Raw genomic sequence first — 25,432 nt, forward strand, 5'->3', positions numbered from 1 at the left:
GCGTGGGCGAAGCGGAGCCAGTGCCTGGCCGAGGGGAAGCCCAGCAGTACTTGGGCGACCGCCAGGCACAGCAGTTCGGCATCTGTCAGTTTCGGGGGCCGCCCGATCCGGCGACGAGAGGTCACATGGTCGTCGATGAACACGTACAGTGCCGCCAGAAGGGCGTCCAGGTTTGTCGTCACACACGAGCCAACGGGCGCCCTTCGCCATGGTCGCGGCCAGCACAAACATCGGACTCATTCATCTAGGGGCCATCAGGGGCGCATCAGGGCCCCACCAGGGGGGTCTTTCGGGCCATCGTCGGGGCGGCAGCGCACGGGCCCCGGCGGTCGCCCGCCGGGGCCCGTGGTGGTGCGTGATGCCGCCAGGTGACTACAGCTTGCCGATCACGTGGTCGATGCAGGTCGTCAGGGCCTCGACATCCGCGGGGTCGATCGCCGGGAACATCGCGATCCGCAGCTGGTTGCGGCCGAGCTTGCGGTACGGCTCGGTGTCGACGATGCCGTTGGCGCGCAGGGCCTTGGCGACGGCCGCGGCGTCGATGTCGTCATCGAAGTCGATGGTGCCGATGACCTGCGAGCGCTTGGCCGGGTCGGTGACGAACGGGGTGGCGTACTTGGAGTCCTCGGCCCAGCCGTAGAGGGCGCTCGAGGAGGCGGCGGTGCGGCGGACCGCCCAGTCCAGGCCGCCCTGGCCGTTGATCCACTCCAGCTGCTCGTTGAGCAGGAAGAGGGTGGACAGCGCCGGGGTGTTGTACGTCTGGTTCTTGAGGGAGTTGTCGATCGCCGTGGGCAGCGAGAAGAACTCGGGGATGTGGCGGCCGGACGCGTGGATGGCGCGGGCGCGCTCCAGGGCGGCGGGGGAGAAGGCCGCCAGCCACAGGCCGCCGTCGGAGGCGAACGACTTCTGCGGGGCGAAGTAGTAGACGTCGGTCTCGGCGATGTCCACGGCCAGGCCGCCGGCGCCGGAGGTGGCGTCGACCAGGACCAGCGAGCCCTCGTCGGCGCCCGCGACCCGCTTGATGGGGGCGGCGACACCGGTCGAGGTCTCGTTGTGGGTGAAGCCGTAGACGTCCACGCCCGCCTCCGCGGCCGGGTCCGGGTGGTCGCCCGGGTCGGCGGAGAGGACGGTGGGCTCGTCCAGCCACGGCGCCAGCTTGGCGGCCTTGGCGAACTTCGAGGAGAACTCGCCGAAGCTGAGGTGCTGGGACTTGCGCTCGATCAGGCCGTGCGTCGCGATGTCCCAGAACGCGGTGGAGCCGCCGTTGCCGAGCACGACCTCGTAGCCCTCGGGGAGCTGGAAGAGGTCGCGTACGCCGTCGCGCACCTTGCCGACCAGGTTCTTGACCGGAGCCTGGCGGTGGGACGTGCCGAGAAGGGAGCTACCGGTGGCGGCCAGGGCGCCGAGCGCCTCCGTACGCACCTTGGAGGGGCCCGCGCCGAAGCGTCCGTCGGCGGGCTTGATGTCAGCGGGGATCTGGATATCAGCCACGGGGGAAGCCTAATCCGTCGTGCTGCGGGGTTCGGCGGCACGTCCAGCGGATGAGATGCCCGGTGCTCGTACGGTGGACGGTTCCGGAGCGCTATACGGACGGGGCGTCTGCCGCGTAGACGGCGGTGAGGGCGGCAGCGGCCTCGGCCATCACCCGGCGGGCCTCGGGCGGGCCGAGCACTTCGAGGGAGTCGCCGAACTGGAGCAGTTGACGGACGGCGCCGAGGACGGGGTAGGCCAGCTCGATGACGGCCCAGCCGGTCCCGGTGTCGTCCGTTTCCTTTTCCTTGCTCTTCCCGGAGTTCTCGCCGGTCCCGGAGTTCTCGACGCTCCTGGAGTTCTCGCCATCACCCGTACGGGGTGGTCCGGTCAGCGCCGGGCCCAGGATCCGTACGGCCAGGTCGAGGCGGTCGCGGCGGATCCGGGCGGTCACCCTGACGTCCGCGGGCCGGTCCTCGACCTGGCGCCGCAGGTGTTGCCAGACCCCGGCGAGGCCGACCCCCGCGCGGCGCCGTACGGGGGCGTCGGTGAGGGTCGCCGAGGCCACCCGGTCGGCGCGGAAGAGCTGTGGCCGGCCGCGCCGGTCCGCGACGAGGTACCAGGTGCCGGCCTTGGCGACCAGCCCGTACGGGTCGACGGTGTACGTCCGCGGCCGGGTCTGGCCACTGTGGCGGTAGCGGATGCGCAGTCGTCGGTCGGTGAAGACGGCGGTGTGGAGTTCGTCCAGGTCGACGGCGGGGCGCGGGCCGCTCATCCACTTGTCGGGGTCGACCAGGATGCGGCTGCCGGCCAGCTCCGCGGCCGGCCGGTGCGGGGCGGGCAGCGCCGCCATCACCTTGCGCAGCGCCGAGCCCAGCGCCTCGTCCAGCCCGAGGGCCGTGTGCGCGCCCTGCGCGGCCAGGATGAACAGGGCGCGCGTCTCGTCGGTGGTCATCCCCGTGACATCCGTACGGAAGCCGAGCAGCAGCGCGATCCCGCCGTGCCGGCCGCGTTCGGCATACACCGGCACCCCGGCCGCCGACAGCGACTCGATATCGCGGTAGACGGTCCGGGTGGAGACCTCCAGCCGCTCGGCGAGCTCAGCGGCCGCCACCCGGCCACGGGTCTGGAGGAGCAGGACGATCGAGAGCAGACGGGACGACTTCACGGCCGCAGTTATATATGACGCCAGGTGTCAAGTTATGGCGGCAGAGTGCCGGACATGGAGATCAACGACCTCGCCCGACCGTCCGCCCCCGCCCTCGACCTCGCCGCCCTCGTGGCGCAGGTCCGGGGCCCCGTCCTCGTCCCCGGCGACGACGGCTACGACGGCTACGACGCCGAGCGGTCCGCTTCCACCCGGGCGGTGCCGTCACGGCCGACGCCGTCACGGCCGACGCCGTTACGCCCGGCCGGACACCCGAGGCCGCTCCCGTCTCCGGCTGACCGCCTGCCGGCCCCCTCTCCGCCTGACGGCCCCTCCCCGCCTGCCGGGCGCGACTCGCCCGACGATCGGGCCCGTCGACCGCCCATGAACCCGCCCCAGTGGGCAGGCTGGAGACATGGCTGATCGTACGGAGACGGAGAAGCGGAACCTGGAGAAGGAGTTGGCGGCCGCGGTGCGGGGGGAGGTCTCGTTCGCCGCGGCCGACCGGGCGCTGATGACGATGGACGCGTCCAATTACCGGCGGGTGCCCAGGGCGGTGGTCGCGCCCCGGGACGCCGAGGATGTCGCGGCGGCGCTGCGGGTCTGCCGGGAGCACGGGGTGCCGGTGGTGCCGCGCGGCGGCGGGACCAGTATCGCCGGGCAGGCGACCGGCGTCGGGGTGGTGCTGGACTTCACCCGGCACATGCGGCGCATCGTCTCGCTCGACCCCGCCGCCCGCACCGCCGTCGTCCAGCCCGGCGTCATCCTGGACGACCTGCGGGCGGCGGCCGGCGCGCACGGACTGACCTTCGGCCCCGACCCCTCCACCCACAGCCGCTGCACCCTCGGCGGCATGATCGGCAACAACTCCTGCGGCTCGCACTCGGTGGCCTGGGGCACCACCGCCGACAGCGTCCGCGAACTGGAGCTGCTGACGTACGGCGGCGAGCAGGTGCGGGCCGGCCGCGGCACGGGTCCCACCGGCGCCCCGACCGGACTGCCGCCGCGTCTGCGGGACGGCGTCAAGGCCCTGGTCGACCGGGAGTTGGCGCTGTTGCGCACCGGCTACCCCGACCTCCCGCGCCGGATCTCCGGCTATGCCCTGGACGCGCTGCTGCCGGAAGCGGGCACCGACCTCGCCCGCGCCCTCACCGGCAGCGAGGGCACCCTCGGCGTGCTGACCGAGGCGACCGTACGGCTGGTGGAGACCCCGGCCGCGCGGGCCCTGGCCGTCCTCGGCTACCCCGACGAGAGCGCCGCCGCCGAGGCCGCCCACACCCTGCTCCCGCACAAGCCGATGACCGTCGAGGGGATGGCCGCCGACCTCGTGGGCAACGCGGCCGGCCTGCCCAAGGGCGGCGCCTGGCTGTTCGTGGAGATGGGCGGCGCGAGTCCCGGCGAGGCGGCGGCACGGGCCGAGGCGCTGTGCCGGGCGGCGGCCGCGGACGGCGTCACCGACCACACCCTCGTCACCGACCCGGCCGGCCAGCGTGCCCTGTGGCGGATCCGCGAGGACGCCTCCGGCACCGCCACCCGGCTCACCGATGGCAGTGAGGCCTGGCCCGGCTGGGAGGACTGCGCCGTCCCGCCCGCCCGGCTCGGCCCGTATCTGCGCGACTTCCGCGCCCTGTTGGCCCAGCACGGCCTGCGCGGCACCCCCTACGGCCACTTCGGCGACGGCTGCATCCACATCCGTATCGACTTCGACCTGCTGACCGCCCCGGGCATCCGTCGCTTCCGGGAGTTCTCCTACGACCTGGGCGAACTGGTGGTGGCGCACGGCGGCTCGCTCTCCGGCGAACACGGCGACGGCCAGGCCCGCGCCGAACTGCTCCCGAAGATGTACGGCCCGGAACTCGTCGGCCTCTTCGAACGCTTCAAGTCGCTGTGGGACCCGGCCGCGGGACTCAACCCGGGCATGCTCGTACGCCCCGCCCGGCTCGACGAGAACCTTCGCTTCGAGCTGCTGCCCAAGCGCCCGGTCCCGGTCGAGTTCGGCTACCCGCACGACAACGGGGACTTCTCCGCGGCCGTACGGCGCTGCGTCGGCGTCGCCAAGTGCCGTAACGCCGCCACCGGTCCCGGCTCGACGGACGTGATGTGCCCGTCCTTCCGGGCCACCGGGGAGGAGCAGCACTCCACCCGCGGCCGGGCCCGGCTGCTGCACGAGATGCTGGCGGGCGAAGTGATCACGGACGGCTGGCAGTCGCCGGAGGTACGCGACGCCCTCGACCTGTGCCTGTCCTGCAAGGGCTGCCGCAGCGACTGCCCCGTAGGGGTCGACATGGCCACCTACAAGGCGGAGTTCCTGCACCACCACTACGAGGGCCGGCTGCGCCCCGCCGCCCACTACTCCATGGGCCGCCTCCCCCGGTGGCTGCGCGCCGCGGCCCCCGCCGCCCCCGCCCTCAACGCTCTCGCCCGTACACCGCTGGCCGCCGTCGCCAAACGCCTCGGCGGAATCGCCCCCGAGCGCCCGATCCCCCCACTGGCCACCGAGACCTTCACCCGCTGGTGGTGGCGCCGGCGCGGGACGGTAGGTGGCGGGGCGCCTTCCGGGGCGGGCCACGGGGCAGGGGCGGGGGCGGGGGCGCCTCCCGGCCGTACGGTCATCCTCTGGCCCGACACCTTCACCAACCACCTCTCCCCGGAGGTCGGCCGCTCCGCCGTACGCGTCCTGGAGGCCGCCGGACTGCGTCCCCTCCTGCCACCGACCGCGCCCCTGCGCCCGGCCGGAGCCCTTCCGCTGCCGCGCCGCCACCGCCCCCTGTGCTGCGGCCTGACCTACGTCTCCACCGGCCAGCTCGACCAGGCCCGTGCGGAGATGCGCCGCACGGTCGAGATCCTGAGCCCCCTCCTGCGTGACGGCCGCCCCCTGGTCGTCCTCGAACCCAGCTGCGCCGCCGCCCTCCGCACGGACCTCCCGGAACTGCTGCCCGACGACCCCCGGGCCGCCCGACTGGCCCGCTCCGTACGGACCTTCGCGCAGGCCCTGGAGGAGCTGGCCCCCGACTGGCAGCCCCCGCGCATCGACCGCCCCGTAGCCGGCCAGACCCACTGCCACCAGCACGCCGTCCTGGGCGACGCCGCCGACCGCCGCCTGCGGGAGCGCGTGGGCCTCACCGGCCAGTTGACCGGCGGCTGCTGCGGCCTGGCCGGCAACTTCGGTTTCGAGAGCGGCCATTACGACGTCTCGGTGGCCTGCGCCGAGGACCAACTCCTGCCCGCGGTAAGGGAAGCCCCCGAAGGGACGGAAGTCCTTGCGGACGGGTTCTCCTGCCGCACCCAGCTCGACCAGCTGGGCGACCGCCCGGGCCGGCATCTGGCGGAGGTGCTGGCGGAGGCTTTGGAGGAGGCGACGGCGGGGGAAGCGACGTTGGGGGAGGAGGGCACCTGAGGTGACGGTGAGATGACGGGGCCGGGGGCGCCGTCCGGCAAGCAGCGAAACGGAGCGGCCGGCCGCCGGACGGCCCGGGGCACGGGGCGGCTGCTCGGCGACGCCGCCGGGGGGCGACACGAAGCGGCTGCTCGGCGACGCCGCGGGGGGCGACACGGAGCGGCCGCTCGACGACGTCGCGGAGGACGACACGGAGCGGCTGCTCGACGACGTCGCGCGGGGCACGGAGCGGAACGGTTCTCCCCTGTTGAGCCGTTCCGCTCCGTCCCCCGGCGAGGCGGGCGGTCCGCCGCAACGGGTGGCCGGTTTCGTCAAACGGCGCCGTGATGGCGGGTGTTCCCGGTGCCCCGACGGCCGCGTCAGCTCAGCGCCGGTCCCTCGATTCGCAACTTCTCGATCCTGCGGCACCACGGCCGTCCGGCGGAACCCTGATCCTGATGAGGGTTCACGGCCGATTGATAACGTCCTTGCATGACGGAGCACGGTCAGGGCGCGGACGACCCGGGGGCCCCCGGGCGCGCCGGCACTCCGTGGACGGCCTCCCGGCAGGCCCCGAGTGTCCAGCAGCTGGAGTCGTTCCTGATCCTGGCGGAGGAGCTGCACTTCGGCCGGGCAGCGGCCCGGCTGCTTGTCACGCAACCCGCCCTGAGCCGCCAACTTCGGTCGCTCGAAGAGCGGTTGGACGTCGTCCTGCTGCAGCGATCCCGGCGCCGCGTCGAGATCACCCCGGCGGGAGAGGCACTGCTGCCGAAGGCACGCGCCGTGGTGGAGGCGATGGCCGGGCTCTGCCGGGCCGCCGGCTCCCACGCCCGGCAGATCGAGGGCCGGCTGGTGATCGGTTCGATCGGCGCCGAGGCCGCGATGCCCTATACCCGGGCCATCCTCGACGAGCTGCACACCTGTCATCCCCGGCTGCGTACCAGCGTCCGCGGCCTCGATCTCGCGACCCACTTCGACGCACTGGAGCGCGGCGAGGTCGATGTGCTGTTTCTGCGCCCGCCGGTGCCGCCCGGTATCGAGACGCTGCTCCTGGCCACCGAACCCCGGGTGGCGTGCCTCCCGGCCGACGACCCCCTGGCCGGCCGGGACGAGGTGACGCTGGCCGAACTGTCCGGGCGTCCCGTCGTGGACGTTCCGCCCCAATGCCCGCGGGTGTGGTGGCGGTTCTGGGCGGTCGACCCACGCCCGGACGGCTCTCCGGTGCGGTACGGGCCGGTGGTTCCCGATATGGAGGCGCTGCTGCTCGCCGTCTCCCAGGGCCAGGCCATGGCCTTCCTCCCCGCCGCCGCCCGCCGCTTCTTCCCCCGGCCCGGCATCAGTTACGTCGCGGTGCCGGACCTGCCCCCGGGCACCGCGGCCCTGGCCTGGGCGGCAAGGAACCGCACCCTGCCCACGGTGGCCGCCATCCGCCGGGCCGCCGCCACGGGACTGCGGAACGCGCCGGCGGTCCGGTGATCGGCCCCACGCGCCGGTGGTCCGGTGACCAGCCCCGAACCGGGGAGCGGCAGGTGCCCGCGCTACCGGGCAGCGAACGCCGACCGCATCCGCCGGCCGTTCACGATCACGACCACACCGAGCAAGAGCACTCCGCACACGCTCTGTTCGGCCTTCAGCCACACCGGGAAGGCGCCGGGCAGCGCGACGATGACCGCGATGGCCACCAGCATGATGCCGGACGCCAGCCGCAGCCGTAGATAGGACCGGCCGTGGCCACGGCTCGTCCGTACCGCGAACGAGAGCATGAGCAGGGAAGTCGCGACGACGATGGACACGCGCACCCACACGGCGTCGGTCACCAGGTCGGGGCGGTGGCGCAACAGGATGACGGTGAGCAGTGTGAGTCCGCTGAGCACGGCGTAGCCGCCGACGAGCAGCTTGGCGCCGCGCAACGCCCGCCGGAGATGCGGAGGGCGCGCGTCTGTGCCGGTCGGTTCGACGGCGTGCGGGTTGCTCGGGGTATTCATGCTGATCCCTTTCTGACCCTTCTGGTCCATGCCGAGCGGTGCCGCTCGTGCCGTGCGGACGGCCGGTTCCATGGTGGTCCCCGCCCGCCGCCGCTCCCTCGTTCCCGCGGACGAGACGCGGCCCCGGCCGTTGTCAGGGGTCTCCCGGGGCCGCCCCGTAGTGGCAATCCCCGACGAGGGGCTGGGGAGTAAGCGCGTCGCACGGCGAGGTGAACCCCGATGACGCTTGCGCAGTCCGGACGCGATCTCGATGAGGCCCTGGTCATCGGTCGATTCACCAAGCCCACGGTGCGGCGCAGGCGGCGGTTGCTGCCCGCGGCAGCGAACTCCGAGGGTGAATGCGGGAACCGTCGCTCGGCGAAACGATTATGGGAGAATCGGATATATGGCGCAAATGTTAAAAGCCTTTGAGGGAAGGGTACTTCGCACTGTGTAGATCGCCGGTCCGGTCTCGGCCGGCCGCCTGCCCGCTGCCGGCCCATGCGGTGGAGCAGACACCTCCGCTGCGGGACAAGAGCGTCCCGCCTACCTCAGGGAGTGTCATGTTCACCCTCGAACCGCGTTCGCCCATGTCAGTTCCGACAGGTGGCTCCGGGCTGATGGCAGCGTTCGTGCCAGGGGCCGTCATTCCGGTGGGCGACACGCCCCAGGGAATCGCCCTCACGCCCGACGGTGCCCGTGCCTACGTGGCCAACCGTGACTCGAACACAGTGAGTGTGATCGACACGGTCACCAACACCGTCACCGACACCATCCCCACGAACGCCGGGCCGACGTTCGTGGCGATCACTCCGGACGGAACGCGCGCTTACGTGACCTTCGGCGGTGCCGCTCTCGTCAGCGTCATCGACACCGCGACCAACTCCGTCACCACAGACATCGCGGTAAGCGATCCCACGACTGTCGCGGCGATCACCCCCGACGGCACCCGCGTCTATGTGACCGTTGGCGCCTCCACCGTGAATGTGATCGCCACCGCCACCAACACCGTCACCGACACCATCACCGTGGGTGACGCGCCAACCGGCGTGGTCATCACCCCGGACGGAACCCGCGCCTACGTGGCCAACCAGATCCCGGGCACCGTCAGCGTGATCGACACCGCCACCAACACCGTCACCGACACCATCAGCGTGGGCAGCTTCCCCATCCTGCTGGGCGTCACCCCGGACGGAACCCGGGTCTACGTCACGGTCGTCAGCAACTCCACTCTCAGCGTGATCGACACCGCCACCGATACCGTCACGGCCACGATCGGTGTCAGCGCCCAGCCGCGCGTGCCGACGGTCAGCCCGGACGGCTCCCACGTGTACGTGGCGAACTCCGAACCGGACACGGTGAGCGTGATCGACACCGCCACCAACACCGTCGTGGAGAACATCGGCGTGGGAGACGGCCCCACCGACGTCGCGTTCTTTCCCGACGGGACGCACGCGTACGTGACCAACACGCTCGCCGGAACCGTCGAGGTTCTGGCAACGACCGTGATTCCCGACCACGGATCCACGGGCGGCGGGACCTCCGTGACCCTCACCGGCCACAACCTGGCCAACGCCACCGCCGTGCACTTCGGCACCGCCCTGGCCGCCATCACCGCCAACACCGCGACCTCGATGACTGTCACGGCCCCGGCCGGATCCGGCGCCGTTCCCGTGACGGTCACCACCGCCGGCGGCACCGGAACACTGGGAACCTTCTACTACACGCCACCCCCCACCCTCACCGGCATCAGCCCCGCCGCGGGCCCGGTTGCAGGAAGCGACCAGGAGATCGTCATCACCGGCCGCAACCTCGCCGGAGCCATCGACGTGTTCTTCGGCGCATCCCGAGCCGTCATCCAGTCCGTCTCCGACACCCAGGTCACCGTCAGGGCGACCGCCGCTCCGGCGCCGGGCGGCGTCGCCGTCACGGTGATCACCCCCGGCGGGACCGCCGACGGCCTTTCCTACACCTACCTCGACCCGTCCACCGTCACCAGCGTCAGCCCCAACACCGGGCCCACTACAGGTGGCACCGAAGTGACCATCACCGGCACCGGCCTGGCCGGCACCGAGCAGGTCACCTTCAACGGAACCCCGGTCGCCTTCGCGGTCATCTCCGACACCACCCTGACCGCCACCAGCCCGCCCAGCGGCACCGAGGGCACCGTCGACGTCACCGTCACAGGTCCCGGCGGCACCCCCGCCGGAACGTTCACCTACGTCGCGGGGCCCGGCATCTGACCTCACCCGTCCCTACGCTCCCCGGCCGCCTCTCCACCGCCCGCGGCGCGGGGCCGGGAGCTGTGGCCGTCGGAGGACTCCCACACGTTCAGGCCGTCCTCGATCTCCCGCTGGAGGTCCCGCAGCCGCAGGTAGCGGGCCACGAAGATGGCCTTCTTCGCGCGGCCGACCTCCCGCATCGCCACGTAGGTGGGCGCAAGGCGTTGCGGGGAAACGGCGCAGGAGCGCCTCGGCGGACGCCCTCCGCGACGGGATCGCCGTCCGCGCGAACGGCCCCGACGCGCCACCCTGATGCAGCCGAGGGGCGGTCCCGCTTCTCTTACGGAAGGCCGTCGCCCGGCGTCAGGCTGCCCCGAAACCCATCGGCTGTTTCGGGTCGGCGTGCACGGGGCGCCCCCGGAGCACCGTCAACGAGTGCCAGAAGGAGGACCGGCCTGGCCGACCACTCCACCCACGCCCCGGCGCGGTTGAGCGCAAGCCCGCACGGCTCGCCCCGCTGGAGTGCGGCCATGGCCCCCACCTGCCCGGGCGTCCCAACTCTCCCAGCACCCGCCGCCGTTCCTCCTCGGGAAGGCCGGCAGCGACGCTCCTGGCATCCCCGCCCATCATCCGGACCGGGCTCAGGGGGCTGTGCGCGACGCGAGCCGTCCAGGATTCCAGGCGATCCGCCTGCACGGAGCGATACACCCACCGCTCACACCAGAAGCCGGGCGTGAGGAGGGCCGATCCGGCCTTGCGCGTCATGCCGCCTCCCGAACGTGAGGGCGACGGACCGAGGGCCGCGATGCGAGCGGGGGCGGGGCGGCCGGACGCGCCGTCAGTGCATAGGCGCAGCACCCTTCCGCATCAACCGCCCTGACGACGACGGGGATTCCGGCAGCGAGCCGCCTTGTGCCGGTTCACAGCGCGATCACGATCTTGCCGTGTACGTGCCTCTCCGCCTGCAGCGTCACGGCTTCGCGGATCTGCTCGGCCGGGAAGGCCGCCGCGATCGGCACCGTGATCTCGCCGGATCGGATCGCGTCGGTGATCCGTTGAAGGGCGCCCGGGGTCGCATCGAGGGCGCCCGCCGTGCGCACGCCGGGCGGCGGGGCGGGGCCGTCGGCGACGACGGTGATCCGCTCGGGTGCCACGCCGAGTTCGAGTGCGGTCTCGGCCGCCTCCCTTCCGAACAGGTCGGTTGCGGCGGTGATCCCCTCGGGCGCCAGGGCCCGCACCCGGTCGGCCAGGCCAGGGCCGTACGCCACGGGTTCGGCGCCGAGCCCGCGCAGGAATCCGAAGGTGCCCTCGGAGGCGGTGCCGAGCACCCGGGCGCCCGCAAGCTTCGCCAGTTGGGTGGCGAAGACGCCCACGCCGCCCGCCGCCCCGCCGATCAGGACGGTGTCCCCGGCGTGGAGCCCGATCGCGGCGAGCGCGGCGGAGGCCGTCAGGCCGGCCACCGGAAGCGTGCCCGCCACCTCGTCGGCGATGCCCTCAGGTGTGTGCCACAGCGCTGCCGTGGGTGTCTTGACCAGCACGAAATCGGCGACGGACCGGCCGATCGCAGCCCCGTACACCCGGTCGCCGGCCGCGAATCCGGTGGCGTTGGCGCCCACCTCGTCCACCACTCCGGCGAAGTCGCTGCCGAACCCGGCCGGCAACGTGATGCCGAACCGCGCCGCCATGTCGGGCTTCGTGGTGATTTGCCAGTCCATCGGATTCAGTCCAGCGGCCGTGACCCGGACGCGGACCTCGTCCGGTGCGGCGTGCGGCTCGGGTATCTCCTGCAGTTCGAGCACTTCGGGACCGCCGAATCGCCGGTAAAGGACGGCTCTGCTCATCGTGGTTTCTCCTGGCCAGTGATGGGACTTGGTCTCATGGACCGTACACCAGTGATGGGACGAAGTCCCGTAGACTGCTCCCATGGCTCGCTGGCAACCCGACGCACCAGGACGACTCGCGACCGCTGCCCTCGACCTCTTCGAGGAGCGCGGCTACGAGAACACGACCGTGATCGACATCGCGGAGCGCGCGGGGCTCACCAAGAGCACGTTCTTCCGGCACTTCCCGGACAAGCGCGAGGTGCTCTTCGGCGGGGGCACGGTGGCCGGCCTGCTCGTCGAAGGGATCGCCGCTGCACCGCCGGCGGCCGGGCCGCTCGACACGGTGGCGCACGCCCTGGATGCGCTCGGCCGGACGTTCTTCACCGTCGACCGCCGCGAGTTCAGCAGCCGGCGCCAGGCCGTGCTGAAGGCCCATACGGAACTGCGTGAACGCGAAGCCCTGAAGAGGATCGACCTCACCGCCTCGATGATCGACGCCCTCAACCGCCGCGGCGTCCCGAGCCTGACCGCGCGCGTGGCCGCCGAACTGGGCACGCTCATCTGGGAGATCGCCTACGACCAGTGGATCGACACCCGCAACAGCGAGGACTTCGGCCAGCTGGCACGGCAAGCGCTCGCCGAAGTACGTGCGGCCGGAGGCGTGTGCTGACGGCGCTTCGGGCGGTGCCGCGGGAGCTTGATGAATCGCGTGCAGTCCGCATCGGGTGCGCGCGGATTACGCCTGCCGGGGGCGGTAGTCGGGGCGGTAGTCGGCGGTAGCCGACGGGAGTGGGGAGTCGGGGTTGGTTCGGGAGACGGCAGAGGGCGGCGCCGTCGGCCGCGTCAGCCGCCCGGGCCTCGCCAGATATTGCTGAAGGCCTCGTCGTCGATGGCTCGTCGTTGGCGCTCGAATTCCAGCTCGTTCACGGCGTCGGCGACGGTGGCGAGGACTGTCTCCACCGCTTCGTCGGCCACGTCCGCAGGCTCTTCCGGCCGCTCGTCGCGGAGCCTGAGGGCCGTCGCAAGGGCCGCGAGGACGGGTTCGCCCGCGGTCCAGCGGGCCGCCGCCGCGCGGCGAGCGGGCGAGTCGGCCAGCGTCAGTTCGCCGCCGGACCGGAAGGGGATCCAGCGGTTGCGGGGCTGCCGGGTGAGCTGTCCTTCCGTCTCGAAGGCGGTCAGGTAGGCCGTGGACAGACCGCGGCCTCTGCGCCACAGCCAGTCGTCGACGGACTCGTACGGCGGTTGTTGGTCGAGTGACGACGCGGCCTCGTCCATGAGGCGGTCGGCCACGGCCGGCCGGTAGCCCGGCACGATGCGGTCGCCGTCCAGGCTGACGGCCTGCGCCTCCAGGAGGTCGATCAGCTCGGCGCCTGCGAGCGCGAGCGACAGATTGCCGCGCTCCACCGTGCGACTGGATTCCACGTCCATGGTGACGAACAACAGGTCCCGCGGTGTGGTCATGAAGGGCTCCACGTCAGGGCATCAGGAGCATGGTGGGGCTTCCGCCCGCCGGTGAGCGTTCCTCCTGCTCCTACGAGCTTATGGAGCGAAGGCGGTGGTTGCATCCCACGAGGATCCGGGATGCGGGCCGCAGCGGCCAGGTGTCATCTCAGCCCGTGCGCGGCGCGGCTTTGTCCGCCGCCCTCCCGATGACCTCGTGGGCCAGTCTGACCAGGTCGGGAATGCGCGGGTGCCCGGGGCCGTCGCGCCAGGCGATGACCACCGGGACGGGCGGGGCGTCGGTCAGGGGGACGTAGGCCATGGACGGGTGGGGGTGCATGTCGGCGGTGGCGGAGGTGGTGACGCCCACGGCGCGGCCGCCGGTGATGGCGGCCAGCCAGTCGTCGGTGTTGCCGATGGTGATCGTGGAGGCGGGGCGGGCCGATGCGGGCCACAGGTCGAGGGTGGTGGTGCCGGAGACGGTGTTGAGGGCGATGGTGCGGTCCGTCAGCTCGGTGAGGGAGAGGGCGGTGCGGTGGGCCAGCGGGTCGTCTGCGGGGAGGCCGGCGACCCTGGGCTCGGTGGTGAGCTGGTCGGTGATCAGGCCCGGGGCGCGGACCTCGCCGCGCAGCAGGGCCGCGTCCACGTCGCCGCGGGCGAGACCGGCCGTGCGGTCGTCGATCCGGAGGAGTTCGAGCGGGGTCTGCGGATGTTCCTCGTGCCAGCGGCGCAGCAGTGCGGTGGTGTCCGTACCGGCGGCCGACCAGGCGTGGCCCAGGCGCAGCGGCCAGGCGGTGTGGGGCGCGTGGCCCAGTGCCCGGTCGAAGGCGGTCACCGCGATCGCGGCCTGGTCGCGGAAGGAGAGGCCGTCGGGGGTGAGCGCGAGGTGGTGGGTGGTGCGGTCGACGAGGCGGAGGCCCACCTCCTGCTCCAGCTGGCGCAGGGTGCGGGAGACGGCCGGCTGGGTCAGGTGCAGGCGCTCGGCGGCGCGGGTGATGCTCAGGGTGTCGGCAATGGCGAGAAAGCAGCGGAAATGACGCAGCTCGATGCTCATGCGTGGGGAGCATAACAACAGGGGAAACGGCATTTCACGGACCGGAAGAGGGCCCCGTAGCGTGGTGGCGTGAATGCATCGCCCGAGAGCCCCGATGGCCGTATCCCCGCCGCTCCCGTCCACACCGTCTCCACCGGTGACGACGGGGGGATTCCGCACCCCGTGCCGCCCTCGCCCGAGGTGCTGACGGCGGAGGCCCAGGCCGGGGCCGCCGGGGCGTCGGGTGCGCGCGGGCGGCTCGTGTCGGTGGCGCTGGTCATGGGCGGGATCGTCTCGCTGCAGTTCGGCTCGTCGGTGGCGGTGCTGCTCTTCCCGCGGGCCGGTGCGCTGGGCGTGGTCACCCTGCGGCTGGTCGTCGCCTCGCTGGTGCTGCTGGTCGTCTGCCGTCCCAAGGTGCGCGGCCACTCACGGGGCGACTGGGCCACGGTGCTCGCCTTCGGCGTCGCACTGGCCGGTATGAACTCGCTCTTCTACCAGGCGATCGACCGCATCCCGCTGGGGGCCGCGGTCACCCTGGAGTTCCTGGGGCCGCTGATCCTTTCGGTGGCGACCTCGCGCAGGCTGCTCAGCCTGGTGTGGGCGGCGCTGGCTCTCGGTGGTGTGGTGCTGCTGGGGCGCGAGGGTTTCGACGGGCTCAACCTCACCGGCGCGGCGTTCGCGCTCGCGGCCGGTGGCCTGTGGGCCGCCTACATCCTGCTGTCCGCCAATACGGGACAGCGCTTCCCGCAGGCGGACGGGCTGGCGCTGGCGATGACCGTCGCGGCGCTGCTCAGCCTGCCGTTCGGCATCGTCAGCGCGGGCGCCGCCCTGCTCAATCCGGTCACGGTGGGGCTGGGCGCCGCCGTCGCCCTCATGTCCTCCGTCATGCCCTACACCCTTGAACTGCTCGCCCTGCGCAAGCTCCCGGCCTCCGGGTTCGCCGTGATGATGAGCCTGGAGCCGGCCGCCGCGGCCACCGCCGGGTTCCTCGTCCTGCACCAGGCACTGGGCTGGGCCGAGGTGCTGGCGATCGGGCTGGTCGTGGTCGCGAGTGTGGGGGCGGTGCGGAGCGCGGGGGCGGGTGCGCACTGAGGGCGGGGCGGTTCCGCACTGGGCGCGGGGGGGACCGCCGTCGAACGTCCCTTCCCGATCGACATCGACCCCGGTGTCCTCGCCCACCGTCGCTCCTGAGCCGTAGTCGGCGCTCGCCGACGGTGGGAGGGCGGACCACTGGAATGCCCGCCGCCTGAGGGTGACCGGGCTCGTGGACGTCCGCCGTTCGCTGTCAGCCCGGCTGACCCCGGGCTGACAGCGAACGGCTGGGGCGCCTGCACACGAGCGCCCGGCGAACGCTGCCCCGAGGCGGCGCAATCGGCTTCTCGCCCCCTACGTGTCTCAGGCCATGGCCCGAAGCATCGGCGGTCATGTCTCGAAGGCATCGACGGTCATGTCTCGAAGGCATCGGCGGAAGAGAAAATCATGCAGGCGTGCTTGATTGTTTCTGGCGGCGCTGCCACGCTCGGAGCGCACCGCACCCGCACCACACCGCACCCGCACCACACCGACGGGCCGTCGCCCTGTGCCGCGGCCGTCGTCGCATGCCAACACGCCCTGCTGTTACGGCAGTCGCGTCGATGAGGGGAGTGCCGCGTGTCCGATCCCGGCGCCGTACTGGCCGATCTCAGGGCGGAGAGCGAGGAGTTGGACGCGCTGGTCGCCGGGCTGCCGGCGGAGCGCTGGGCGGCCCCGACGCCCGCCGCGGGGTGGAGCGTCGCCCATCAGATCGCCCATCTCGCCTGGACCGACCGGCAGGCCCTGCTGTCGGCCACCGACCCGGAGGGGTTCGCACGGGCCGCGCAGGACGCGCTGGCCTCGCCGCTGACCTTCGTCGACGAGGCTGCCGAGGCGGGGGCGAAGGTGCCGCCCGCGGAGTTGCTGGCCGGCTGGCGCGACGGCCGCGAAGAGCTGCTGCGGGCGCTCGCCGCCCGCCCGACGGGCGAGAAGCTGCCCTGGTACGGCCCGCCGATGAGCGTCGCCTCGATGGCCACCGCCCGGCTGATGGAGACCTGGGCGCACGGTCAGGACGTGGCCGATGCGCTGGGTGCCACCCGCCGGCCCACCGCCCGGCTGCGGCATATCGCCCGGATCGGGGTGCGCACCCGGAACTTCGCCTATGCGACACATCAACTCACTCCGCCCGAAGAGGAGTTCCGGGTCGAGCTGCGGGCTCCGGACGGCACGGTGTGGGAGTACGGCCCTGCGGATGCCGGGCAGCGGGTGACCGGGGACGCACTGGAGTTCTGTCGGCTGGTGACCCAGCGGGCCCACCGTGCCGACCTGCCGTCCCTGCGGGCCGAAGGGGCGGACGCGGAACGATGGCTGGGGATCGCCCAGGCCTTCGCGGGACCGCCGGGGAAGGGCCGGGAGCCGTCCGTAAAGGGCGGCCAACAGCCGCCCGGGAAGGGCGAGCAACACCCGTCCGGGAAGGGCGGCGCCGCATGAGCGACGGCCGTCCCGTGCCCCACGCGGACCCCGCGCAGCACGCGTCGCAGCACCCGGGGCAGCATCCGGGGCAGCATCCGGGGCAGCACCCCGCGCCCCTACGCCCGATCGGCGCCGACCCCGCCACCCTCCGCATCGGCAACGCCTCCGGTTTCTACGGCGACCGCTTCGATGCGCTGCGCGAGATGCTGACCGGCGGCCCCCTGGACGTCCTGACCGGCGACTATCTCGCCGAGCTGACCATGCTGATCCTCGGCCGGGACCGCTTGAGGGACCCCACGCGCGGCTACGCCAAGACCTTCCTGCGGCAGTTGGAGGACGGGCTCGGGCTGGCCGTCGAGCGCGGGGTGCGGATCGTCGCCAACGCGGGCGGGCTGAATCCGGCCGGACTCGCCGATGCCGTACGGGAGTTGGCGGGCAAGGTGGGGGTGTCCGTCAGCGTGGCGCATGTGGAGGGCGATGATCTGCTGGCGCGCGGGGGGTGGGGCGAAGGCGTGCTGACCGCCAACGCCTACCTGGGCGGCGGGGGGATCGCGGCGTGCCTGCGGGCCGGTGCGGATGTGGTGGTGACCGGGCGGGTCACCGATGCCGCGCTGGTCAGCGGCGCGGCCCAGGCGCACTTCGGCTGGCGGCCCGGGGATCTGGACCAGCTGGCCGGGGCGGTGGTCGCCGGGCACGTCCTCGAATGCGGGGCCCAGGCCACCGGCGGCAACTACTCCTTCTTCGGCGCCCATGACCTGCTGCGCCCCGGCTTCCCGCTGGCCGAGATCGCCGCCGACGGCAGCTCGGTGATCACCAAGCACCCGGGGACCGGCGGCGCGGTCACCACCGGCACGGTCACCGCCCAACTGCTGTACGAGACGGCCGGTGCCCGCTATGCCGGGCCCGATGTGACGGCGCGGCTGGACACCGTGCGGCTGGCGGAGGAGGGGCCGGACCGGGTCCGGATCAGCGGGGTGCGCGGCGAGGCGCCGCCGCCGACCCTCAAGACCGGGCTGACCCGCCTCGGCGGCTGGCGCAACGAGGTCACCTTCGTCCTGACCGGGCTGGACGTCACGGCCAAGGCCGTGCTGGTCCGCCGGCAGATGGAGGCGGCCTTCGACGCGGCGGGCAACCGGCCGGCCGAGGTGCGCTGGACGCTGGCCCGCACCGACCACGAGGACGCGGAGGTCCAGGAGGAGGCGAGCGCACTGCTGCGGCTGGTGGTGCGGGACACCGACCAGGACGCGGTGGGACGGGTGGTCAGCGGCGCCGCGGTCGAGCTGGCGCTGGCCAGCTACCCCGGCTTCCACGTCACCGCGCCGCCCGGTAAGGGCACCCCGTACGGGGTCTTCGAGGCGGTGGCGGTGGACGCGGCCGGGGTGGGGCACGTGGCCGTACTGGCGGACGGCACCCGGGTCGACATCCCACCGGCCTCCGCAACGCGGGAGGTGGAGAGACCGCCCGACGCCCGGCTCCCCGAGCCGCTGCCCGCCGGGGCCACCCGGCGTGCGCCCCTCGGCCTGGTCGCCGGTGCCCGCAGCGGCGACAAGGGCGGCTCGGCGAACGTCGGGGTGTGGGCCCGCACCGACCGGGCCTGGCGGTGGCTGGCCCATGAGCTGACCGTCGAGCAGTTCCGGCACCTGCTGCCGGAGACCGCCGAGCTGCCGGTCGACCGGCACGTACTGCCGAATCTGCGCGCGCTCAACTTCGTCGTCGACGGGCTGCTCGGCGAGGGCGTCGCGGCCCAGGCCCGGTTCGACCCGCAGGCCAAGGCCGTGGGGGAGTGGCTGCGCGCGCGGCACATGGACATACCGGAGGTGTTGTGGTGACCGTGCTCGCAACCGGGCTCGACACGGCGGGTGCCGAGTACGCGGAGCGCCGGGAGGCGATGCTCGCGAAGCTCGCCGAAGTCGAGGCCGAACACGTCAGGGCGACCGCGGGCGGCGGGGAGAAGTACGTCGCCCGGCACCGGAAGCGCGGCAAGCTGCTCGCCCGGGAGCGGATCGAGCTGCTGCTCGACCCCGATACGCCGTTCCTGGAGCTGTCGCCGCTCGCGGCCTGGGGCAGCGACTACCCCGTCGGTGCCTCGGTGGTCACCGGCATCGGCACCGTCGAGGGCGTGGAGTGCCTGATCACCGCCAACGACCCGACGGTGCGCGGCGGCGCCAGCAACCCCTGGTCGCTGAAGAAGGCGCTGCGGGCCAATGAGATCGCCTTCGCCAACCGGCTGCCGGTGATCTCGCTGGTCGAATCCGGCGGCGCCGACCTGCCCAGCCAGAAGGAGATCTTCATCCCGGGCGGGGCGCTGTTCCGTGACCTCACCCGGCTGTCGGCGGCCGGCATCCCGACCGTCGCCGTCGTCTTCGGCAACTCGACCGCCGGCGGCGCCTACGTCCCCGGCATGTCCGACCACGTCATCATGGTCAAGGAACGCGCCAAGGTGTTCCTGGGCGGCCCGCCGCTGGTGAAGATGGCGACCGGCGAGGAGAGCGACGACGAGTCGCTGGGCGGCGCCGAGATGCACGCCCGCACCTCCGGGCTCGCGGACTACTTCGCGGTGGACGAGCCGGACGCGCTGCGCCAGGCCCGGCGGGTGGTTGCCCGCCTCAACTGGCGCAAACCGCAGCCCGATCCGGGACCCGTGGCGGCACCCGCGTACGACGAGGAAGAGCTGCTGGGCATCGTCCCCGACGACCTGAAGGCGCCCTTCGACCCCCGCGAGGTCATCGCCCGGATCGTGGACGGCTCGGACTTCGACGAGTTCAAACCGCTCTACGGGCCGAGCCTGGCGACCGGCTGGGCCGAGCTGCACGGCTACCCGGTCGGCATCCTCGCCAACGCCCAGGGCGTGCTCTTCAGCGCGGAGTCCCAGAAGGCCGCCCAGTTCATCCAACTGGCCAACCAGCGCGACATCCCCCTCCTCTTCCTCCACAACACCACCGGCTACATGGTCGGCAAGGAGTACGAGCAGGGCGGCATCATCAAACACGGCGCGATGATGATCAACGCGGTGTCGAACTCCAAGGTCCCGCACCTCTCCGTCCTCATGGGTGCCTCGTACGGCGCCGGGCACTACGGCATGTGCGGCCGCGCCTTCGACCCCCGGTTCCTGTTCGCCTGGCCGAGCGCCAAGTCCGCCGTCATGGGGCCGCAGCAGCTGGCCGGGGTGCTCTCGATCGTCGCCCGCGCCTCGGCCGCGGCCAAGGGGCAGCCCTACGACGACGAGGCGGACGCCGGGCTGCGCGCCATGGTCGAGCAGCAGATCGAGTCGGAGTCGCTGCCGATGTTCCTGTCGGGGCGGCTCTACGACGACGGTGTCATCGACCCGCGCGACACCCGGACCGTCCTCGGCCTGTGTCTGTCCGCCCTCCACAACGCGCCGGTCGAGGGCGCGCGGGGCGGCTTCGGCGTCTTCCGGATGTGAGGCAGAAGTGATCCGTTCCCTCCTTGTCGCCAACCGCGGCGAAATAGCCCGGCGGGTCTTTCGCACCTGCCGTGAGCTGGGCGTCTCCACCGTCGCCGTGCACTCGGACGCGGATGCGGACGCCCCGCACGTCCGCGAGGCGGACACCGCCGTACGGCTGCCGGGCGACGCTCCGGCCGACACCTATCTGCGGGGCGATCTGCTCGTGCGGGCCGCGCGGTCCGCGGGCGCCGACGCGGTCCACCCCGGCTACGGCTTCCTCTCCGAGAACCCCGCCTTCGCCGCCGCGGTGGCCGATGCGGGCCTGGCCTGGATCGGGCCGCCACCTGCCGCCATCGAGGCCATGGCGTCCAAGACGCGGGCCAAGGAGCTGATGGCCGGGGCCGGGGTGCCCCTGCTCGCCCCCGTCGACCCCGCGGCGGCCACCGCGGCCGATCTGCCGCTGCTGGTGAAGGCGGCGGCGGGCGGCGGCGGCCGCGGTATGCGCGTGGTCACCGAACTGTCCGCCCTGGAAGGTGAGTTGGAGGCGGCCGCGGCCGAAGCGGCATCCGCGTTCGGCGACGGGGAGGTGTTCGTCGAGCCGTATGTGGTCGGCGGGCGCCACGTCGAGGTGCAGATCCTCGCGGACGCGCACGGGACGGTCTGGACGCTCGGCACCCGCGACTGCTCCCTCCAGCGCCGCCACCAGAAGGTCATCGAGGAGGCCCCGGCCCCCGCACTCTCCGACGAACTGCGCACCACGCTCCATCAAGCGGCGGAACAGGCCGCCCGCGCCATCGGCTACCGGGGCGCGGGCACCGTGGAGTTCCTGGTCTCCGCGGACGGACGCGCGTACTTCCTGGAGATGAACACCCGCCTCCAGGTCGAACACCCGGTCACCGAGGCGGTCCACGGCCTCGACCTCGTCGCCCTCCAGCTGCGCATCGCCGAGGGCCGCCCCCTGGACGCCGCACCGCCGCGCCCGCACGGACACGCCGTGGAGGCGCGGCTGTACGCGGAGGACCCGGCGGCCGGCTGGCAGCCGCAGACCGGCACCCTGCACCGCCTGGAGCTGCCCGACGGCGTCCGCCTGGACTCCGGGGTGACCGGCGGCGACACCATCGGCGTCCACTACGACCCGATGCTCGCCAAGGTCATCGCCTGGGCGCCCAGCCGGGACGAGGCCGTGCGGAAACTCGCGGGCGCCCTGGAGCGGGCCCGTATCCACGGCCCGGTCACCAACCGCGACCTGCTCGTACGCTCCCTGCGCCACCCGGAGTTCACCGACCCCGCGGCGCTCGACACCGGCTTCTACGACCGCAACCTGCCCGAGCTGACCAAGGCCGCCGATGCCGGGGCGGGCCTCTTCGCGCTCGCCGCGGCCCTCGCCGACGCCCACGGCCGCTCCCGCTTCGGGGGCTTCCGCAACGTCCCCTCCGGACCGCAGACCAAGACCTACGCCTGCGCGGGCAGCGGCAGCGGCAGCGGCAGCGGCTCTGGCACAGGCACCGGCACCGGCCCTCGCACAGGCACCGGCACCGGCACCGCGTACGAGATCCGCTACCGGCTCGGCCGCAACGGGCTGTCGGCCGAGGACTTCCCCGGCGTCCGGCTGCTCGCCCTGGGGCCGGACGAGGTGGTGCTCGAAGTCGACGGTCTGCGACGGCCGTTCACGGTCGCCCGCTACGGCGACCGGGTCCACGTCGACGCGCCTCCCGCTCCCGGCGGGGGCGCCACCGCGCCCGCCTCCTACGCCTTCACCGCGCTGCCCCGCTTCCCCGACCCCACGGCCCGTACGGAGCCCGGCTCGCTGCTGGCGCCGATGCCCGGCACGGTCGTACGGATCGCGGAAGGCCTCACCGAGGGCGACCGGGTCGAGGCGGGCCGGCCCCTTCTCTGGCTGGAGGCGATGAAGATGGAACACAAGATCACCGCCCCGGCCGCCGGCACCCTCACCGCCCTGCCCGTCCGCACCGGACAACAGGTCGAGGTGGGGGCACTGCTGGCCGTCGTGGCCGAGACGGCCGAGACGAAGGAGGGGGCTGAGGCGGCCGAGACTCACCCACCGCACCTCATCTCACCCACCGCACACAAGGAGCCGTCATGAGCAGTGCCATGAGCAACCCTGTGATCGAGACCGAGGAACACCGCGCCCTGCGCGACGCCGTCGCCGCGCTCGGCAAGCGCTACGGCCGCGACTACGTCACCCGGGTCGTGGCCGAGGGCACGCACACCGACGAACTGTGGGCGGAGGCCGCCAAGCTGGGCTACCTCGGCGTCAACCTCCCCGAGGAGTACGGCGGGGGAGGCGGCGGCATCGTCGAACTCTCCCTCGTCCTGGAGGAACTGGGCGCGGCCGGCTGCCCGCTCCTGATGATGGTCGTCTCGCCCGCCATCTGCGGCACGGTCCTCGCCCGGTTCGGCACCGATGAACAGAAGCGGGCCTGGCTGCCGGGCCTCGCCGACGGCTCCCGCAAGATGGCCTTCGGCATCACCGAGCCGGACGCCGGGTCCAACTCGCACCGCATCACGACCACCGCCCGCAAGGACGGCAGCGACTGGGTCCTCAACGGCCGCAAGGTCTTCATCTCGGGCGTCGACATCGCCGATGCGACCCTGATCGTCGGCCGCACCGAGGACGCCCGCACCGGCCGCCTCAAGCCCTGCCTGTTCATCGTCCCGCGCGAGACCCCCGGCTTCGACCGCAGCCCGATCGCCATGGAACTCGCCGCCCCGGAGAAGCAGTTCGAACTGACCCTGGACGAGGTCCGGCTGCCCGCCGAGGCACTGGTCGGCGACGAGGACGCCGGGCTCCTCCAGCTCTTCGCGGGGCTCAACCCGGAGCGGATCATGACCGCCGCGTTCGCCCTGGGAATGGGCGGCTACGCCCTCGGCCGGGCCCTCGATTACGCCCGCACCCGCCAGGTGTGGAAGGAGCCCATCGGCGCCCACCAGGCCGTGGCCCATCCCCTCGCCCAGGCCCATATCGAGCTGGAACTCGCCCGGTTGATGATGCAGAAGGCGGCGCACCTCTACGACGCGGGCGACGACATGGGCGCGGGCGAGGCGGCCAACATGGCCAAGTACGCGGCAGCCGAGGCCGCGGTCCACGCCGTCGACCAGGCCGTCCACACCCTCGGCGGCAACGGCCTCACCCAGGAGTACGGCCTCGCCTCCCTGATCACCGCCGCCCGCGTGGCGCGGATCGCCCCGGTCAGCCGCGAAATGATCCTCAACTTCGTCTCGCACCAGTCACTGGGACTGCCCAAGTCGTACTGAACGGGCCATGCCCGTGCCCGTGCCGGTGCGTCCGGGCCGGCGTCCTCAGGCGCCGCGCTCGGCCCCGCCCGGCCATACGACATCGACGGGCAGCCCGGCATCGCGAGCCTGCTCAACGGTGTCGGCCGTGCCGCCCTTCCCCGTGGAGGGCACGCCGTCCCACACCGCCACAAGCCGGTCGGCCCGCTTGATCAGCTCGCCGTTGGCCGCCTCGTACGCTTCCCGGTTCGCCGCGTCGTACGGCATGGTCACCACCTCAGCAGCGGCGGCCAACCGGTCAAAGGCCGGGGCGTGATCGGGCTTGACCTTCGCCTGCCGGTAGTCCTGCGACGGCAGGACGACGATCAGACGCCCGCCGGCCTCGACGACCGCCTCGGCAAACAGGGTGTCGGAGCCCCGTGCCAGGCAGGTGACCCCCGTCAACGCGCCCGCCCGGTGCTCGCGCAGCAGGTTCCGCAGTGCCTCCTGCACCAGCGGCACGGTGCTCTCCGTAAGGTCCATGTGGCCGGTAACGGCGATGGTGGTCATTCTCTCCGTGTCTCCCTACGTTGCCAGCAGCCCGCGGATGAGGTCCCGGGCCTCGCGGAGCGGTCCGGGGGTGTCCCTGCCGACCGTATACGGGGAATCGGGCACGGGGGCCGTCTCCGTTTCGAGCACGGGAAGGCCCCGGCCGGCCCGAGGGTGGGGCGACCGGGGTCGGTCTAGGGTCGTCTACCGGCGCGCGGATGCGGCACCCACGAGGGCCCGCCCATTAGCGATCGAACGCGAGAGGAACACCTCGACGGCATCCCGGCTGGCGCCAGGTGGGATCGGGTCGAGGCAGAGTGTCACGCACGCGTGCCCGCCGCGGGCGACCAGCTCGCGCCACCGTGCCGATGGCTTGGGCACTGCGAGTACGAACATCGGGTGGCCGTAATCAAGGGCCGTGATGCGTCCGCCGATCAGCAGGCGATCACCGATGTCCGGTACGAGTTCGGTCAGGGGTGACAGCTCCATCGCATCGGCCATGCCCAAGAGGCTGTCCTCAATGGTCTCGCGCGTCTCCAACAGAGGCCGCGGGGGCGGGTGGCCAATCAGCAGCCACGGAATGGCGTCCTCGACTTTTCGCACGCGCTCGATCCACGTCGACACGACAACGCGGGTGATGAACCCAGGCCCCGGTATGGCACGAAGGGGGCGCGGGGCGGTGGTCAACTTGCCACCTCCGCCCCGCCCACACGATTTTGCCGAAGGGCCGGTCGTCGACATCCCACCGCTTTGCAAGGGCGTCCAGGATGAACAGGCCACGGCCGCGGGCCCGAATGGCGGACTCGGGCTTGTACTGCGGGCGCTTGCGACGCGGGTCGTGCACCTCGATCCGCACCAGATCGGCCGCGGGCACGATGACGACGAGTACGGAGTCGCCCGGTTCGGTCCCGTAGCGGTATGCGTTTGTCACCATCTCGGAGGTGACGAGCCGCACGTCCTCGACTGTCGACTCAGCGATGGTCGGGGCGTATTGCGCCAGGGCCTCGGAGACAAAGCGGCGGGCCGCCGCGGGTGCTTCGGGGCTACTGGGGATCATCGCCTGTCGCGGCACCCCGGACGGCGGGTGACAGCACGCTTCCTGTAATGCATAAGGCCGCATGGTCGCCATGCAAACTCCCTACAGGCAGTGCCAAGCAGCGCAGCGTTTCGTGACGCCAGCGGTTGGCACGGTCACTTTTCGTTGCACCAGCGTGCTCTCTCTTGCATTGGATTTGCAACCCTCTCAAGAGTGAAATGAGAATTTGCACATCGCCGTGAGATAGC

General features: G+C 72.5%; 20 protein-coding genes and 1 pseudogene. 10 read left to right on the plus strand and 11 right to left on the minus strand.

Going from position 1 to position 25,432, the window contains the following annotated elements; all coding sequences use genetic code 11:
* The 3 genes and pseudogenes from ACGFR7_RS03940 to ACGFR7_RS03950 all read right to left on the minus strand — a co-directional run.
* Positions 1 to 182, minus strand: a pseudogene (locus ACGFR7_RS03940) (IS982 family transposase); the annotation flags it as partial.
* Positions 183 to 372: 190 nt separating this feature from the next.
* Positions 373 to 1,491 carry a phosphoserine transaminase gene (gene serC, locus ACGFR7_RS03945; RefSeq protein WP_393312675.1) on the minus strand — a complete coding sequence of 373 codons (1,119 nt, stop codon included), beginning with the start codon at positions 1,489 to 1,491 and terminating at the stop codon, positions 373 to 375.
* 91 nt (positions 1,492 to 1,582) lie between these two features.
* Positions 1,583 to 2,638 carry a helix-turn-helix transcriptional regulator gene (locus tag ACGFR7_RS03950; RefSeq protein WP_393312677.1) on the minus strand — a complete coding sequence of 352 codons (1,056 nt, stop codon included), beginning with the start codon at positions 2,636 to 2,638 and terminating at the stop codon, positions 1,583 to 1,585.
* Between the two features lie 394 nt (positions 2,639 to 3,032).
* On the opposite strand from ACGFR7_RS03950, the gene ACGFR7_RS03955 reads away from it, so the two are divergent.
* Complete coding sequence (locus tag ACGFR7_RS03955) at positions 3,033 to 6,014, plus strand: FAD-binding and (Fe-S)-binding domain-containing protein (protein ID WP_393312679.1); 2,982 nt, start codon at positions 3,033 to 3,035, stop codon at positions 6,012 to 6,014.
* A gap of 471 nt (positions 6,015 to 6,485) precedes the next feature.
* Positions 6,486 to 7,469, plus strand: coding sequence for a LysR family transcriptional regulator (locus tag ACGFR7_RS03960; protein WP_393312681.1), 984 nt, complete (start codon positions 6,486 to 6,488; stop codon positions 7,467 to 7,469).
* 62 nt (positions 7,470 to 7,531) lie between these two features.
* On the opposite strand, the gene ACGFR7_RS03965 is transcribed toward ACGFR7_RS03960, so the two are convergent.
* Positions 7,532 to 7,978 carry a hypothetical protein gene (locus tag ACGFR7_RS03965; protein ID WP_393312683.1) on the minus strand — a complete coding sequence of 149 codons (447 nt, stop codon included), beginning with the start codon at positions 7,976 to 7,978 and terminating at the stop codon, positions 7,532 to 7,534.
* A 599-nt stretch (positions 7,979 to 8,577) separates the two neighbouring features.
* Here ACGFR7_RS03965 and ACGFR7_RS03970 point away from each other — a divergent pair.
* Positions 8,578 to 10,200 (plus strand): IPT/TIG domain-containing protein, encoded by a 1,623-nt coding sequence (locus ACGFR7_RS03970; protein WP_393312685.1) that lies wholly within the window; start codon positions 8,578 to 8,580, stop codon positions 10,198 to 10,200.
* A gap of 2 nt (positions 10,201 to 10,202) precedes the next feature.
* On the opposite strand, the gene ACGFR7_RS03975 is transcribed toward ACGFR7_RS03970, so the two are convergent.
* Together ACGFR7_RS03975 and ACGFR7_RS03980 are read right to left on the minus strand one after the other, a co-directional pair.
* A complete protein-coding gene (locus ACGFR7_RS03975; protein WP_393312687.1) occupies positions 10,203 to 10,487 on the minus strand; it encodes a Tn3 family transposase in 285 nt (94 codons plus the stop codon).
* 612 nt (positions 10,488 to 11,099) lie between these two features.
* Positions 11,100 to 12,020 carry an NADP-dependent oxidoreductase gene (locus ACGFR7_RS03980; protein WP_393312689.1) on the minus strand — a complete coding sequence of 307 codons (921 nt, stop codon included), beginning with the start codon at positions 12,018 to 12,020 and terminating at the stop codon, positions 11,100 to 11,102.
* Between the two features lie 82 nt (positions 12,021 to 12,102).
* Here ACGFR7_RS03980 and ACGFR7_RS03985 point away from each other — a divergent pair, with 82 nt between their 5' ends.
* A complete protein-coding gene (locus ACGFR7_RS03985) occupies positions 12,103 to 12,672 on the plus strand; it encodes a helix-turn-helix domain-containing protein (RefSeq protein ID WP_393312691.1) in 570 nt (189 codons plus the stop codon).
* Between the two features lie 173 nt (positions 12,673 to 12,845).
* On the opposite strand, the gene ACGFR7_RS03990 is transcribed toward ACGFR7_RS03985, so the two are convergent.
* Together ACGFR7_RS03990 and ACGFR7_RS03995 are read right to left on the minus strand one after the other, a co-directional pair.
* A complete protein-coding gene (locus tag ACGFR7_RS03990; RefSeq protein ID WP_393312693.1) occupies positions 12,846 to 13,463 on the minus strand; it encodes a GPP34 family phosphoprotein in 618 nt (205 codons plus the stop codon).
* Positions 13,464 to 13,611: 148 nt separating this feature from the next.
* Entirely contained in the window at positions 13,612 to 14,496 is an 885-nt protein-coding gene (locus ACGFR7_RS03995; protein WP_393312695.1) for a LysR family transcriptional regulator, read from the minus strand.
* Positions 14,497 to 14,676: 180 nt separating this feature from the next.
* Between ACGFR7_RS03995 and ACGFR7_RS04000 the strand changes: the two genes are divergently transcribed.
* From ACGFR7_RS04000 to ACGFR7_RS04025, 6 genes are all read left to right on the plus strand, one after another.
* Positions 14,677 to 15,567 (plus strand): DMT family transporter, encoded by an 891-nt coding sequence (locus ACGFR7_RS04000; RefSeq protein WP_393314133.1) that lies wholly within the window; start codon positions 14,677 to 14,679, stop codon positions 15,565 to 15,567.
* A gap of 558 nt (positions 15,568 to 16,125) precedes the next feature.
* On the plus strand, positions 16,126 to 16,977 hold the full coding sequence (locus ACGFR7_RS04005; protein WP_393312697.1) for a TIGR03084 family metal-binding protein: 852 nt from the start codon (positions 16,126 to 16,128) through the stop codon (positions 16,975 to 16,977).
* Positions 16,974 to 18,788 (plus strand): acyclic terpene utilization AtuA family protein, encoded by a 1,815-nt coding sequence (locus ACGFR7_RS04010; RefSeq protein ID WP_393312699.1) that lies wholly within the window; start codon positions 16,974 to 16,976, stop codon positions 18,786 to 18,788. The genes ACGFR7_RS04005 and ACGFR7_RS04010 overlap by 4 nt, the downstream gene beginning before the upstream one ends.
* Positions 18,785 to 20,383, plus strand: coding sequence for an acyl-CoA carboxylase subunit beta (locus ACGFR7_RS04015; protein ID WP_393312701.1), 1,599 nt, complete (start codon positions 18,785 to 18,787; stop codon positions 20,381 to 20,383). The genes ACGFR7_RS04010 and ACGFR7_RS04015 overlap by 4 nt, the downstream gene beginning before the upstream one ends.
* A gap of 7 nt (positions 20,384 to 20,390) precedes the next feature.
* Entirely contained in the window at positions 20,391 to 22,469 is a 2,079-nt protein-coding gene (locus ACGFR7_RS04020) for a biotin carboxylase N-terminal domain-containing protein (protein WP_393312703.1), read from the plus strand.
* A gap of 8 nt (positions 22,470 to 22,477) precedes the next feature.
* Positions 22,478 to 23,641 carry an acyl-CoA dehydrogenase family protein gene (locus tag ACGFR7_RS04025; RefSeq protein WP_393314136.1) on the plus strand — a complete coding sequence of 388 codons (1,164 nt, stop codon included), beginning with the start codon at positions 22,478 to 22,480 and terminating at the stop codon, positions 23,639 to 23,641.
* 45 nt (positions 23,642 to 23,686) lie between these two features.
* Here the strand turns inward: ACGFR7_RS04025 and ACGFR7_RS04030 are convergent, their stop codons facing one another.
* The 3 genes from ACGFR7_RS04030 to ACGFR7_RS04040 all read right to left on the minus strand — a co-directional run bounded on the left by ACGFR7_RS04030 (position 23,687) and on the right by ACGFR7_RS04040 (position 25,277).
* Positions 23,687 to 24,169 carry a hypothetical protein gene (locus ACGFR7_RS04030; protein ID WP_393312705.1) on the minus strand — a complete coding sequence of 161 codons (483 nt, stop codon included), beginning with the start codon at positions 24,167 to 24,169 and terminating at the stop codon, positions 23,687 to 23,689.
* A gap of 183 nt (positions 24,170 to 24,352) precedes the next feature.
* The gene (locus tag ACGFR7_RS04035) at positions 24,353 to 24,649 is read right to left on the minus strand and encodes a hypothetical protein (protein WP_393312707.1); all 297 of its coding nucleotides are present in this window, start codon (positions 24,647 to 24,649) and stop codon (positions 24,353 to 24,355) included.
* Between the two features lie 16 nt (positions 24,650 to 24,665).
* Positions 24,666 to 25,277, minus strand: coding sequence for an ATP-binding protein (locus tag ACGFR7_RS04040; protein WP_393312709.1), 612 nt, complete (start codon positions 25,275 to 25,277; stop codon positions 24,666 to 24,668).
* Positions 25,278 to 25,432 lie beyond the last annotated feature (155 nt).

The organism is Streptomyces sp. NPDC048516, assembly GCF_043199875.1.
In the GTDB taxonomy this organism is placed as follows: Bacteria; Actinomycetota; Actinomycetes; order Streptomycetales; family Streptomycetaceae; genus Streptomyces.